13 protein-coding genes and 1 pseudogene are annotated in these 13,408 nt (G+C 68.5%); 7 read left to right on the forward strand and 7 right to left on the reverse strand.

The features are described from left to right. Positions 1 to 17: 17 nt before the first annotated feature. From ACLSSQ_RS16150 to ACLSSQ_RS16180, 7 genes and pseudogenes are all read right to left on the reverse strand, one after another. Positions 18 to 2,009: a heme lyase CcmF/NrfE family subunit gene (locus ACLSSQ_RS16150; protein ID WP_416243242.1), complete on the reverse strand. Its 1,992-nt coding sequence runs from the start codon at positions 2,007 to 2,009 to the stop codon at positions 18 to 20. A 100-nt stretch (positions 2,010 to 2,109) separates the two neighbouring features. Further along, positions 2,110 to 2,538: pseudogene (gene ccmE / locus ACLSSQ_RS16155) on the reverse strand (cytochrome c maturation protein CcmE); the annotation flags it as partial. Continuing rightward, positions 2,535 to 2,729 carry a heme exporter protein CcmD gene (gene ccmD / locus ACLSSQ_RS16160; protein ID WP_014236273.1) on the reverse strand — a complete coding sequence of 65 codons (195 nt, stop codon included), beginning with the start codon at positions 2,727 to 2,729 and terminating at the stop codon, positions 2,535 to 2,537. The pseudogene ccmE and the gene ccmD, both read right to left, overlap by 4 nt. Before the next feature lies 1 nt (position 2,730). Beyond that, positions 2,731 to 3,483: a heme ABC transporter permease CcmC gene (gene ccmC, locus ACLSSQ_RS16165; RefSeq protein WP_014236272.1), complete on the reverse strand. Its 753-nt coding sequence runs from the start codon at positions 3,481 to 3,483 to the stop codon at positions 2,731 to 2,733. Beyond that, positions 3,480 to 4,148 (reverse strand): heme exporter protein CcmB, encoded by a 669-nt coding sequence (gene ccmB / locus ACLSSQ_RS16170; protein ID WP_014236271.1) that lies wholly within the window; start codon positions 4,146 to 4,148, stop codon positions 3,480 to 3,482. The genes ccmC and ccmB overlap by 4 nt, the downstream gene beginning before the upstream one ends. Continuing rightward, complete coding sequence (gene ccmA, locus ACLSSQ_RS16175; RefSeq protein ID WP_152090403.1) at positions 4,148 to 4,765, reverse strand: cytochrome c biogenesis heme-transporting ATPase CcmA; 618 nt, start codon at positions 4,763 to 4,765, stop codon at positions 4,148 to 4,150. Before ccmA ends, ccmB begins: the two co-directional genes overlap by 1 nt. Positions 4,766 to 4,965: 200 nt before the next feature. Continuing rightward, entirely contained in the window at positions 4,966 to 5,976 is a 1,011-nt protein-coding gene (locus ACLSSQ_RS16180) for a cytochrome-c peroxidase (protein ID WP_014236269.1), read from the reverse strand. Positions 5,977 to 6,345: 369 nt separating this feature from the next. Between ACLSSQ_RS16180 and ACLSSQ_RS16185 the strand changes: the two genes are divergently transcribed. The 7 genes from ACLSSQ_RS16185 (at position 6,346) to hypD (ending at position 13,407) form a co-directional block, all read left to right on the forward strand. Then, the gene (locus tag ACLSSQ_RS16185; RefSeq protein WP_416243243.1) at positions 6,346 to 7,335 is read left to right on the forward strand and encodes a nickel-dependent hydrogenase large subunit; all 990 of its coding nucleotides are present in this window, start codon (positions 6,346 to 6,348) and stop codon (positions 7,333 to 7,335) included. Then, entirely contained in the window at positions 7,328 to 7,672 is a 345-nt protein-coding gene (hypA, locus tag ACLSSQ_RS16190) for a hydrogenase maturation nickel metallochaperone HypA (protein WP_014236267.1), read from the forward strand. Before ACLSSQ_RS16185 ends, hypA begins: the two co-directional genes overlap by 8 nt. 47 nt (positions 7,673 to 7,719) lie before the next feature. Continuing rightward, positions 7,720 to 8,916, forward strand: coding sequence for a hydrogenase nickel incorporation protein HypB (gene hypB / locus ACLSSQ_RS16195; protein ID WP_416243244.1), 1,197 nt, complete (start codon positions 7,720 to 7,722; stop codon positions 8,914 to 8,916). A 39-nt stretch (positions 8,917 to 8,955) separates the two neighbouring features. Next, positions 8,956 to 11,295, forward strand: coding sequence for a carbamoyltransferase HypF (hypF, locus tag ACLSSQ_RS16200; protein ID WP_416243245.1), 2,340 nt, complete (start codon positions 8,956 to 8,958; stop codon positions 11,293 to 11,295). Positions 11,296 to 11,304: 9 nt separating this feature from the next. Further along, positions 11,305 to 11,949: a transglutaminase-like domain-containing protein gene (locus ACLSSQ_RS16205; RefSeq protein WP_416243246.1), complete on the forward strand. Its 645-nt coding sequence runs from the start codon at positions 11,305 to 11,307 to the stop codon at positions 11,947 to 11,949. A 2-nt stretch (positions 11,950 to 11,951) separates the two neighbouring features. Beyond that, the gene (locus ACLSSQ_RS16210; RefSeq protein WP_014236263.1) at positions 11,952 to 12,197 is read left to right on the forward strand and encodes a HypC/HybG/HupF family hydrogenase formation chaperone; all 246 of its coding nucleotides are present in this window, start codon (positions 11,952 to 11,954) and stop codon (positions 12,195 to 12,197) included. 79 nt (positions 12,198 to 12,276) lie between these two features. Continuing rightward, on the forward strand, positions 12,277 to 13,407 hold the full coding sequence (gene hypD / locus ACLSSQ_RS16215; RefSeq protein WP_416243247.1) for a hydrogenase formation protein HypD: 1,131 nt from the start codon (positions 12,277 to 12,279) through the stop codon (positions 13,405 to 13,407). Position 13,408 lies beyond the last annotated feature (1 nt).

The raw sequence follows: 13,408 nt of genomic DNA on the forward strand, positions 1-13,408 counted from the left end.
GGTCGTGTCAGGCTCGTTCAGGCCGCGGCGGAAGAGGCGGCGGCGGTTGGCGTGGCGGCCCGGGCCTTGACCCGGTAGCGGCGGTCGGCGATGGCGATGAGGCCGCCCAGGGACATCAGCAGGCAGCCGCCCCAGATCCAGTCCACGAAGGGCTTGTAGTAGACCCGCACGGCCCAGGCGCCTTCCGGCTGGCTCTTGTTGATGGGCTCACCCAGGGAGACGTACACGTCCCGGGTCAGGCCGGCGTCGATGGCGGCCTCGGTCATGGGCATGGCGGAGGAGGCGTAGTTGCGCTTTTCCGGATGCAGCACCTTGTCCAGCTTGCCGTCCTTGAGCAGCTCCACCTCGCCGCGCAGGGCCAGGTAGTTGGGACCTTCCACCTGATGCACGCCGATGAAGCGGAATTCGTAGCCCACCAGATGGACGCTGTCGCCCGGCTCCATCTTCACGTCCTTCTCCACCTCGTAGTTCTTCACCAGGGTGACGCCGACGACGAACACGGCGACGCCGATGTGGGCCAGGTGCATGCCCCAGAAGCTGCGGGGCTGCTTGAACACGGCGGCGGCGAAGGAGAGGTCGCCCCGGGTGGCGCGCACCCGCTGCAGGAAGTTGAGCACCGCGGTGAGGGTGATCCAGGCGGCCACCAGGATGCCGACGGCCACGGCGGTATGCCAGGTGCCGTAGATGAAGGGCACGGTCACGCCCACCAGCACGGCGGCGGCGAAGGCCCAGCGCAGCAGGCGGGCGATCTCGGCCAGGCTGGCTTCCTTCCAGCGGGCGAAGGGGGCCACGCCCATGAGGAACAGCACCGGCACCATCAGGGGCGCGAAGACGGTGTTGAAGTAGGGCGGGCCGACGGAAATCTTGCCGGCGTTGAGGGCGTCGATCAGCAGCGGGTAGAGGGTGCCGAGGAAGACGGTGCCGCAGCCCACCACCAGCAGGACATTGTTGGTTAGCAGGAAGGATTCCCGGGACACCAGGCTGAAGCGGCCGCCCAGGCCCACCTTGGGGGCGCGCCAGGCGAACAGCACCAGGCTGGAGCCGATCACCACCACCAGGAAGGCGAGGATGAAGATGCCCCGGGTCGGGTCGGTGGCGAAGGCGTGCACCGAGGTCAGCACGCCGGAACGGACCAGGAAGGTGCCGAGCAGGGACAGGGAGAAGGCGCCGATGGCCAGCATCACCGTCCAGTTCTTGAAGCTGCCGCGCTTCTCGGTCACCGCCAGGGAGTGGATCAGGGCAGTGCCCACCAGCCAGGGCATGAAGGAGGCGTTTTCCACCGGGTCCCAGAACCACCAGCCGCCCCAGCCCAGCTCGTAATAGGCCCACCAGGAGCCGAGGGCGATGCCCAGGGTGAGGAAGATCCAGGCGGAAGTGGTCCATGGCCGGGACCAGCGTGCCCAGGCGGCGTCCAGCTGGCCGGAAAGGAGGGCGGCGACGGCGAAGGCGTAGGCCACGGAGAAGCCGACGTAGCCCATGTAGAGCATGGGCGGGTGGAAGACCAGGCCCGGGTCCTGCAGCAGGGGATTCAGGTCGCGGCCTTCCTGGGCTGCCGGCAGCAGGCGCTCGAAGGGGTTGGAGGTGACCAGGATGAAGAGCAGGAAGCCGGCCGCCACCAGACCGAGGACGCCCAGCACCCGGGCCACGATGGGCTCCGGCAGCTGGCGCGACAGGGCCGCCACGGCGAAGGTCCACAGGGACAGCATCAGGGCCCACAGCAGCAGGGAGCCTTCGTGGCCGCCCCATACGGCGGAGAACTTGTACAGGGTGGGCAGCAGGGTGTTGGAATGCTGGGCCACATAGACGACGGAGAAGTCGCTCTGCACGAAGGCCCAGGTCAGGCAGCCGAAGGCGAAGGCCACCAGCAGGGCCTGGGCCATGGCCGCCGGACGGGCGACGAGGACCCAGGGAGTACGGCCCTGATGGGCGCCCACCAGGGGCAGCACGCCCTGCACCAGGGCGACGCAGAAGGCCAGGATGAGGGCGAAGTGCCCGAGTTCGGGGATCATGGGGTCGCTCTCAATACTTCAGGGTTTTGGCCGCAGCCTTTTCGGCTGCCTCGACGGCCGCCTTCTTCTCGCCGGCTTCCGCCGCGGCCTTGTTCTCGCCGGCCTTGGCATGGGCGTCGGCAACGGCCTTCTGGGCTTCCGGCGGCATGTAGTTCTCGTCGTGCTTGGCCAGCACCTCGGTGGCGACGAAGAGGCCGGCATCATCCAGCTTGCCCTGGGCCACGACGCCCTTACCTTCCTTGAACAGGTCCGGCAGGATGCCCTTGTACTGCACCGGCAGGGTCTGGTCGGTGTCGGTCACGGCAAAGCGGACGCTAACGCCGTCGGCCAGGCGCTCGACGCTGCCTTCCTTGACCAGGCCGCCGATGCGGAAGGTCTTGCCCTTGGGCGCCTCACCGGCGAGGACCTGGGTGGGGGAGAAGAAGAACACCAGGTTGCTGTTGAAGGCGTTCAGCACCAGGGCCGTGCCGATGCCGAGAACCGCCAGACCGGCGACGATGAGGGCGATGCGCTTGTGACGGGCTTTCAACTTTCTTCACTCCTTTGGGCCAGATTCTCGGCAGTGATCTGCCGCTTCAGGCGGGACAACAGGTTCTTACGACGCCGGGCAACGATGATCGGTTCCACCGCCATGATGAGGGCGGTGACGCCGAAGGAACCCCAGACGTAAAAGGCGTAACCGCCCATGGCGAAAAACTCGGAGGCGCTGTTCCAGTGCATCTCAGGACTCCTTGCCGGCCAGCAGCTGGCGCACCCATTCGGTGTGCCGCTCCCGCTCCAGCATGATGTTGCGGGCCCGTCCCAGGGCCACGGCGATGGAATACATCCAGAAGCACAGGGCCACCAGCAGCATGGCCCAGAGCATGGTGGCGGCCATGGAGGGGGACTTGGTGAGGGAGACGGAAGCGCCCTGGTGCAGGGTGTTCCACCACTTCACGGAGAAATAGATGATGGGGATGTTCACCACCCCCACCAGGGCCAGCACGGCGCCGGCCTTGTCGGCCCGGCGCGGGTCGTCGATGGCGGACTGCAGGGCGATGAAGCCGATGTAGAGGAAGAGCAGGATCAGCTCGGAGGTCAGCCGCGCATCCCACACCCACCAGGTGCCCCACATGGGCTTGCCCCAGAGGGCACCGGTCCACAGGGAGAGGAAGGCCATCAGCGCCCCGGTGGGAGCCAGGGCGGTGGCCATCATGCCCGACAGGCGGGTGTTGAAGGCCAGGCCCAGGGCGGCCCAGAAGGCCATCACCAGGTAGATGAACATGCTCATCCAGGAGGCGGGCACGTGGATGAAGATGATGCGGTAGCCCTCGCCCTGCTGGAAGTCCGTGGGGGCCACGAACATGCCAAGGTAGAGGCCGGCCACGCCGAAGACGACGGAGAGGGCGACGAACCAGGGGATCATCTTGCCCGCCAGGGGGTAGAAGGTCGCCGGGGAGGCGAACTTGAACCAGTTGATCAGTCGATTGTTCATTCGAGAGATATCTTCAAGGCCGCCGCGGTCGCCCACGGCGCGAAAAACAGGCTGCCGGCCAGCAAGGCGCCGAGCAGGGACAGATGGGCTTCGAAGCCCAGGCCGGAAACGGCCGCATCGACGGCGCCGGCACCGAAAATCAGCACCGGAATATACAGGGGCAGCACCAGCAGGGAAACCAGCACGCCGCCGCCCCGCAGGCCCAGGGTCAGGGCGGCGCCGATGGCGCCGATGGCCGAGAGGGAGGGGGTGCCCACCAGCAGGGCCAGGGTCAGCACCAGGAGGCCGTCGGCGGACAGGTCGAACTGTAGGCCGAGAACCGGCGCCAGCAAAGTCAGGGGCAGCCCGGAGGTGAGCCAGTGGGCGGCCATCTTGCCGAGCACGGTGACCGGCAGGGGCTGGGGCGCCAGCACCAGCTGTTCCAGGGTGCCGTCCCGGTAGTCGTCGCCGAAGAGGCGCGGCAGGGTCAGCATGGTGGCCAGCAGGGCCGCCACCCACAGCACGCCGGGGGCCATCTTGCGCAGCATGTCCATCTCGGGGCCGACCCCCAGGGGAAAGAGGCTGACGACGATGATGAAGAAGAACAAGGCGGAAACCAGATCGGCCTGGCGGCGCAGGGCCAGCTTCAGGTCCCGGGCGATGACGGCGAAGAGCAGATCGAGCATCAGGCCCCCAGCCGGTATTCGCGGACGGCGCCGGCGGGAATGGTCACCGCCTGGTGCGTGGTCATCACTGCCAGGCCGCCCCGCTGCAGGTGGGCGCCGATGAGGCCGGCCACCATGTCCACGGCGGCCACGTCGAGGGCCACGAAGGGCTCGTCCAGCACCCACAGGGCGCGGCGCTCGTGGATCAGGCGGGCCAGGGCAACGCGGCGCTTCTGGCCCTGGGACAGGTATTTGGCCTGCAGGTCTTCCCGCCCGGCCAGGCCGACGGCGTAGAGGGCCTCCAGGGCCTGCTCCTCGGAGAGGGGCTCGCCGGCCAGACGGGCCGAGGCCAGCAGGTTCTCCAGGGGCGTCAGTTCTTCCTTGATGGCGTTGTGGTGGCCCATGTAGCACAGCTCGGCCCGGTAATCCTCGGCCAGCTTGCGGATCGGCTCGCCGCGCCAGGTGATCTCGCCCGCCACGGGCTGGGCCAGGCCCACCAGCATGCGCAGCAGGCTGGTCTTGCCGGCGCCGTTCTTGCCCTGCAGGTTGAGCAATTCTCCGCCTTCCAGGCGAAAGCTCACCCCGGCGAACAGGCGACGGTCACCGCGTACGCATTCCAGTTGGGAGGCTTCCAGCATTGATGAGGGCGTCCAGGCAATCTGGGCGGGATTATGGAGGCGAGAGTGTAGCGGCTCTTTGATGGGAAACAAAACCGGTGCAAATTATTCCCGGCAGCCCGGATTATGGGCTATCCGGCACCTGTTCCCAATAGCCGGAAGCATTTAGGTGCAGAAAAAAACGGGGGCCACGGCCCCCGTTCCAAGTCGAGAGGCGCTGCTTACTTCTTGCCGAAGGGCTGGGGACGCGGGGTGGCGTCGGCAGACGGCGGCAGGATCGGCAGCTTGAAGCTGGGCTGGTCGCCGGTCAGGGTCTTCAGGAAGGCCACGATCTTGGCGTTTTCCTCATCCGTGAACTTCTTGCCCAGCTGGATGCGGCCCATGGTGTCCACCGCTTCCTTCAGGGTGTTGGCGGCGCCGTCGTGGAAGTAGGGGTAGGTCATTTCCACGTTGCGCAGGGTCGGCACCTTGAAGTTGAAGCGGTCCGCATCCTTGCCGGTCACGGCGACCCGGCCTTCGGCGGCGCTGGAAGCCTTGTACGGTTCCACCACGCCCATCTTCTGGAAGGAGTTGCCGCCCACGGCCGGACCGTTGTGGCAGGCGACGCAGCCGCTGTCCTTGAACAGCTTGTAGCCTTCCAGCTCGTTCTTGCTTAGGGCCTTCTGGTCGCCCTTCAGCCACTTGTCGAAGCGGGAATTGGGGGTCACCAGGGTTTCCTCGAAGGCGGCGATGGCCTTGGTGATGCCGTCGATATCCACCTTGTCGGAGCCGAAGGCCTTCTTGAACTCGGCCACGTAGCCGGGAATGGACTTCACCACGTCCACCGCCAGGGTGTGGTTGGAGGCCATTTCACCCGGGTTGGCGATGGGGCCGCCGGCCTGGGCCTTGAGGTCGGCCGCACGGCCGTCCCAGAACTGGGCCACGTTGAGGCTGGAATTGAGCACGGTGGGCGCGTTGATGGGACCTTCGTTCCAGTTGTGGCCGATGGAGGTCTTGATGTTGTCCGTGCCGCCCATGGACAGGTTGTGGCAGGAATTGCAGGAAATGAAGCCGGACATGGACAGCCGGGGGTCGAAATACAGCTTCTTGCCCAGTTCCACCAGGGCGGGGTTGGCCACCTTGGCGGGCTTGATCGGCTGGATGGGCTCGTTGCCGGCGGCTTGCGCCAGGCCGGCAAGGCCCAGGGTGGCCGCCAGGACGATGGCGGTCGGCGTGATCTTGAGTTGGAACATGTGTCACTCCCTTCGGGTTATGGAAATATTGTGCCGCCATTGTCCATCCCACGAGTAGGGTCTTGTTGATGTAAGTCAATGTTTTTCAATGGTTTTTGGCTATACATCCTATAGCTTTCGCCTATACACCCTTACGGCAGCAGTCCCCGGACAACATCCGCCGCCGGCCTTCAACGCCTGTATTGGCCGGGGATTCCGGAGCAATCGGCGGCCCCGCCGCCGCCTCCCCGGGAAGCCGGCCCTCATCGCCACACCGGACGGGCCGTACGGTCCGCGCCCGCCCCTATCTCCCGCCCCCTTGACGGTAATCAAGGCGACGGCGGCCCCGATCCCCTAGGGTAGCGGCTTTTTTGCGGGAGGCAGGCCGGCATGGGCCAGCACGAGGGAAACGACGGCGCGCTGCAACTGGCCCTGGAATGGGACGGCCAGGGCATTGCCGCGGCCCGCGTCGCCAGCCCCCGCCCCCTGGCCGCCCGCCTGCTGCAGGGCCGTCCCGCCGCCGAGGCCGGCGAACTGGCGCCGCGCCTGTTCACCCTCTGTGCCGCCGCCCAGGGCAGCGCCGCCCGCCGGGCCCTGGCCGCTGCCGCCGGCACCCCGATGGCCGAGCCGGATGGGGCCGAACGGCAGCGCCTGAGCCGGGAGATGATCGGCGAACACCTGTGGCGCCTGGGCCTGGACTGGCCGCCCCTGCTGGGCCTGCCGCCGCGCAAGGAGGCCCTGGTGGCCTGGCGCAAGGGTCTGCCCGCCGCCGATCGGCCCCAATGGCGCAGCTTCGCCGCCCATGCCCTGGAACTGCCGCTGTGCGCGGCTCCCGGCACGGACCTGCTGGAACACCTGGATGCATCCGCCTGGTGGCAATCCCTCCCTGGAGAGCGGGACTGGGACTGCCTCGCCGCCCATGCCCTGGCCCCGACCCTGGCCGGCCAGCCCCGGGAAACCGGCGCCGCCGCCCGCTGCCGCCGTCAGCCCGAGGTGGCCGCCCTGTGGCAGGCCGGCCGCCGTGTCGCCGCCCGCCTCCAGGCCCGCTGCCTGGAGCTGGAAGCCCTGCTCGCCGGCCACTGGGACCCGGCCTGGGTGGATGCCTGCAGCCCAGCCCCCGGCATCGGCCTGGCGCGGGTGGAAACAGCCCGAGGGCCCTTGCTGCATCTGGTGGCGCTGGCTGCCGGCACGGTGCAGCGCTATGTTATTGTTGCCCCCACGGAATGGAACTTTCACCCGGCCGGTGCCTTCGTCCAAGACACCACCGGCCTGCCCGCCCCGACCCCGGAAGCCGCCCGGCACATGGCCCGCTGCATCGCCCTGTCCCTGGACCCCTGCGTCGCCGTGGGCATCACCCTGGATACGCATCACCATGCATGAGATGTCCCTGGCAGAGGGCGTGCTGCAAATCGTCGAAGACGCCGCCCAAGGCCCCCAGGGCTTTGCCCGGGTAAAGACCGTCTTCCTCGAAATCGGCCAGCTCTCCTCGGTGGAACCGGAAGCCATGGCCTTCTGTTTCGAGGCGGTGAGCAAGGGCACGGTGGCCGACGGCGCCAAGCTGGAAATCGTCAGCGTCCCCGGCGAGGGGCTGTGCCTCTCCTGCCAGAAGACCGTGCCCCTGGCCCAGGTGTACGACCCCTGCCCGGAATGCGGCGGCTACCCGGTACAGCCCACGGCCGGCACGGAAATGCGGGTGCGGGAACTGGAAGTCGATTGAGGGCCAGCCCTCACCACAGAATTCAGGAAATCGAAGGAGCATCGACCATGTGTACTACCTGCGGCTGCAGCGCCGGCGAAACCCGCATCGAGGGCGACGCCCTCCACGATCACGAACATGGTCACGAACACTGGCATGTGCATGAGGACGGCACCGCCCACAGCCATGGCCACGAGCACGGTCACGGCCACAGCCATGCCCACGACGAGCACCAGCACGAGCATGTGCACGCCGACGGCACCCGTCACAGCCACCCGCACCATCACGACGGCGAACATCATCACGATCACCAGGGCGTCGCGCCCCAGCCTGCCGCCCCGGCCCACGGCCACGTGCATACCCACGCCGACGGCACCAGCCACAGCCATCCCCATACCCACGAGGGCGAGCATCACCATGCACACGCCGAGGGGGACCAGGGCGACCACGGGCACGACCATCACCACCATCACGGCGATGGCAGCATCGACTACGGCAGCGGCCCCGCCGGCGCCCACGCCCCGGGCATGAGCCAGAAGCGCATGGTGCAGATCGAGCGGGACATCCTCTCCAAGAACGACGCCTACGCCGCCAAGAACCGCCAGGCCCTGGCCGAGAAGGGCGTGTTCGCCCTCAATCTGGTTTCCAGCCCCGGCTCCGGCAAGACCACCCTGCTCTGCCGCAGCATCGAGGAACTGAAGGCCAAATACCCGGTGGCCGTGATCGAGGGCGACCAGCAGACCAGCTTCGACGCCGAGCGCATCCGCGCCACCGGCGCCCCGGCCCTGCAGATCAACACCGGCAAGGGCTGCCACCTGGACGCCCACATGGTGGGCCACGCCCTGGAAAAGCTGGAGGTGCAGGACGACTCCCTGCTGCTGATCGAGAACGTCGGCAATCTGGTGTGCCCCGCCGCCTTCGACCTGGGCGAGGCCGGCAAGGTGGTGATCCTCTCCGTCACCGAAGGCGAGGACAAGCCGCTGAAGTACCCGGACATGTTCCGCGCCGCCCGCCTGATGCTGCTCTCCAAGGTGGACCTGCTGCCCCACCTGACTTTCGATGCGGATAAGGCGGTGGAATACGCCCGCCGGGTCAATCCGGCCCTGGAAGTGATCCGGCTCTCCACCACCAGCGGCGAAGGCTTCGCCGAGTGGCTGGCCTGGGTGGAAAAGGGCCTGGCCGCTGCCAAGGCGGCCCGCCAGGAAAACGTCGCCGCCCTGAAGGCCCGCATCGCCGAACTGGAAGGCCTGCTGGCCCGCCGCTGATCCCCTGGGCGGCTCTGCCGCCCCGGTTGCACCGCTGCCATGAACGACCTCACCCTTCCCCTGCTCTGCCGCCGGGTCCGCGTCCGCGGCCTGGTGCAGGGCGTCGGCTATCGTCCCTTCGTCTATCGCCTGGCCTTTGAGCTGGGCCTTGGCGGCTGGGTGCGCAACGACGCCGAAGGGGTGGATATCGAAGCCCGGGGCCCGGCCCCGCTGGTGGAGCGCTTCATCGCCAGGCTGCGGGCCGAGGCGCCGGAACTGGCCCGGGTCGAGGCAGTGGAAGTAAGGGAAGCGGAACCGGAGCGCAGCCTGCCCGGCTTTCTCATCGTCGAGAGCCGGGGCGGCCACGCCAGCACCGCCATCGGCCCCGACAGCGCCCTCTGCCACGACTGCCTGGAAGAACTGTTCGCGCCCCAGGACCGGCGCCACCGCTACGCCTTCACCCACTGCACCCACTGCGGCCCCCGCTATTCCATCACCCGGGAACTGCCCTACGACCGGGCCCGCACCAGCCTGGCGCCCTTCCCCCAGTGCCCGGCCTGCACCGCGGAATACGCCGATCCTCACAACCGGCGCTTCCACGCCGAGGCCAACTGCTGCCCGGACTGCGGGCCCCAATTGCGCCTGCTCGACGCCGCCGGCCAGCCCATTGCCGGTGACCCGGTGCGGGAGGCGGTGCGCCTGCTGCAGGCCGGCAAGATCGTCGCCCTCAAGGGCTACGGCGGCTTCCACCTGGCCTGCGACGCCCGCAATGGGGCCGCCGTGGCCGAACTGAGAAAACGCAAGCACCGGGAGGAAAAGCCCTTCGCCGTGATGGCCGCCAACGTGGCCTCGGCCAATGCCCTCTGCGCCCTGGGCGGCGACGAGGCGGGCCTGCTGGAACTGCCCGAGCGCAGCATCGTCCTGCTGCGCAAGCAGGACAATACCGACACCCAATTGCCCGGCGTCGCCCCCGGCCTGCAATGGCTGGGCCTGATGCTGCCCTACGCGCCCCTGCACTACCTGCTCTTCCATGCCGCCGCCGGCGAGCCAGAGGGCCTGGCCTGGCTGGCCCAAGCCCAGGATCTGGTACTGGTGATGACCAGCGCCAACCCGGGGGGCGAGCCCCTGGTCACCGACAACGCCGAGGCGGTGGAGCGCCTGGCCGGCATGGCCGACGCCTTCCTCTGCCATGACCGGGACATCGTCATCCGCAGCGACGACTCGGTGATCCGCTGCGACGAAGGCGGGGTCCAGTTCCTGCGCCGGGGCCGGGGCCAGACGCCGCGCCCCATCAAGCTCAAGGACGAGGGCCCGGCCGTCCTGGCCTTCGGCCCCTACCTGAAGAACACCCTGTGCGTGGTCAAGGGCCGGGAGGCCTATCTCTCCCAGCACATCGGCGACCTGGACAACGTGCCCACGGTGAATTTCCTGGAAGAGACGGCGGCCCACCTGCTGCACATCCTGGACGTGGAACCCCAGGTCATCGCCCACGATCTGCACCCGGACTTTCCCTCCACCCGGCTGGCCGCCGCCTTCGCCGCCGAGCGGGGCATTCCCGCCATCGCCGTGGCCCACCACCACGCCCACATCGCCGCCGTGCTGGCGGAAACCCGCTACCCCAAGCCGGTCATCGGCCTGGCCCTGGACGGCATCGGTCTCGGTGAAGACGGCGGCCTGTGGGGCGGCGAACTGCTGCGGGTGGACGGGGCCGACTGCCAACGCCTCGGCGGCCTTTTACCCCTGCAACTGCCCGGCGGCGACAGGGCGGCCCGGGAACCCTGGCGCCTGGCCGCCGCCGCCCTCCACGCCCTGGGCCGCAACGGCGACATCGAGGCCTTCGTCGCCCGCCGTTATCCTGATCAACAGGGCGCCGGAATGATCGCCGAGATGCTGCGCAAGCAGCTCAACTGCCCGCCCACCTCCAGCCTGGGCCGGCTGTTCGACTCAGCCGCAGGCCTCCTGGGCCTGCGCGCCAGCCAGCGCTTCGAGGCCCAGGCCGCCATGGAACTGGAAGGCCGGGCCCACGCCTGGGAAGAACGCCACGGCTCCGCCGCGCCCCTGGCCGATGGCTGGAACATCAACAACGACGGCCATCTCGACCTGCTGCCCCTGCTCGCCTGGCTGGGCGAATGCGATGACGCCGACCTGGGCGCCGCCCGCTTCCACGCCACCCTGGCCGCCGGCCTGGTGCACTGGGCCGCCGCGGCGGCCGAACAGGCCAACCTGTCCACCGTCGCCCTGGGCGGCGGCTGTCTGCTCAACCACCTGCTTTCCCGGGACCTGCGCAACGGCTTGCAGGCCAGAGGGCTGGCTGTGCTGGAAGCCCGCCAGGCCCCGCCCAACGACGGCGGCATCGCCCTGGGCCAGGCCTGGGTAGCCCGGCAGTCCCTGGCCCGCTAGGAGCGCGACGTGACGACCTATCCGCCCCAGTTCGCCCCCTACCTGGCCGCCAGCCCCATCGTCGCTGCCGACCATCCCGAGATTCGCCGCCTGGCCGCCGAACTGCAGGCCGCCGGCGACGGCAGTCCCACCGATACCGCCCGCCGCTGCTTCGAGTACGTGCGGGACCAGATCCGCCATAGCTGGGACTACCGGGCCGCTGCGCACAACCCCCTCACCTGTGCCGCGCCCCAGGTGCTGGCCGAACGCACCGGCTACTGCTACGCCAAGAGCCACCTGCTGGCGGCCCTGCTGCGGGCCAACGGCATTCCCGCCGCCCTCTGCTACCAGCGCCTGACCCTGGAACCCGGCGGCGAGCGCTACTGCCTGCACGGCCTCAACGCCGTGTACCTGCCCGGGCACGGCTGGTACCGCCTCGACCCCCGGGGCAACAAGCCCGGCGTGGAGGCCCGCTTCACTCCGCCCAACGAGCAATTGGCCTTCGCCCTGGACTACCCGGGCGAACTGGATTTCCCCGGCCTCTACCCGGAGCCGGTGGCGGCCATCCAGGACCTGCTGCGACGCTGCGCCAGCGTCCAGGAAGCCATGGACCAGCTGCCCGACGCCACCGCCCTGCCTCCCGCCCCCCTGAATCTGCCCTTGAAGGAGCGCTGACCATGTGTCTCGCCATCCCCGCGAAAATCGTTGAACTCCTGCCCGACGACCAGGCCCGCATCGACCTGGGGGGCGTGCGCAAGGAAGTCTCCCTGGCCCTGGTGGAAGACGTGGCCGTGGGCGACTACGTCATCATCCACGTCGGCTACGCCCTGACCAAGCTAGACCCGGAGGAAGCAGCCAAGACCCTGGCCCTCTTTGCCGAGCTGGACGACGAAGCCCGCGCCGCTGCCATGGCCCAGGCCTGATGTCCCCGCGCCAGCCAATGCCGCCCATGGCCCCCGCCCTCTGTGATCTCTGTGCCCGCTGTGGCAAAAGGTTTTACCCATGAAGTACGTCGACGAATACCGGGACGGCGAACTGGCCCAGGGCCTGGCCGCCGCCATCGCCAAGGAGGCCCGGCCCGACCGCCGCTACCACTTCATGGAATTCTGCGGCGGCCACACCCACGCCATTTCCCGCTACGGCGTCACCGACCTGCTGCCGGCCAATGTGCGCATGATCCACGGCCCCGGCTGCCCGGTCTGCGTGCTGCCGATCGGCCGGGTGGACCAGGCCATCCGCCTGGCCCTCAAGCACAACGTGATCCTGTGCACCTACGGCGACTGCCTGCGGGTGCCGGCATCCGACGGTCTTTCCCTGCTCAAGGCCAAGGCCCGGGGGGCGGACATCCGCATGGTCTATTCCAGCGCCGACGCCCTCAAGCTGGCCCAGGAGAACCCCGAAAAGCAGGTGGTGTTCTTCGCCATCGGCTTCGAGACCACCACCCCGCCCACCGCCGTGGCCATCAAGCAGGCCAAGGCGATGGGCCTGAAGAATTTCTCCGTGCTGTGCTGCCATGTGCTGACCCCTTCGGCCATCAGCAACATCCTGGAATCGCCGGAAGTGAGGAAGCTGGGCACCGTGCCCCTGGACGGCTTCATCGGCCCGGCCCACGTCTCCACCATCATCGGCAGCCGGCCCTACGAGTTCTTCGCCGAGGAATACCGCAAGCCCGTGGTCATCGCCGGCTTCGAGCCCCTGGACGTGATGCAGGCCATCCGCATGCTGGTGCGCCAGGTCAATGAGGGCCGGGCCGAGGTGGAAAACGAGTTTTCCCGGGCCGTCAGCCGGGAGGGCAACCTCAAGGCCCAGAACCTGGTGGCCGAGGTCTTTGAACTGCGCCGGGCCTTCGAGTGGCGCGGCCTGCACACCGTGCCCTATTCGGCCCTGCGCATCCGCGGCGGCTTCGCCGAGTTCGATGCGGAACAGCGCTTCGGTGAGGACTACGTCAGCGTGCCCGACCACAAGGCCTGCGAATGCGGCGCCATCCTGCGCGGCGTCAAGCGGCCCCAGGACTGCAAGCTGTTCGGCACCGTATGCACCCCGGAAAACCCGGTCGGCTCCTGCATGGTCAGTTCCGAAGGCGCCTGCGCCGCCCATTACACCTACGGCCGTTTCCGCGAACTGCCGGCCTGAG

Origin of the sequence: Azospira sp. APE16, from assembly GCF_047901315.1 — a bacterium.
In the GTDB taxonomy this organism is placed as follows: domain Bacteria; phylum Pseudomonadota; class Gammaproteobacteria; order Burkholderiales; family Rhodocyclaceae; genus Azospira; species Azospira oryzae.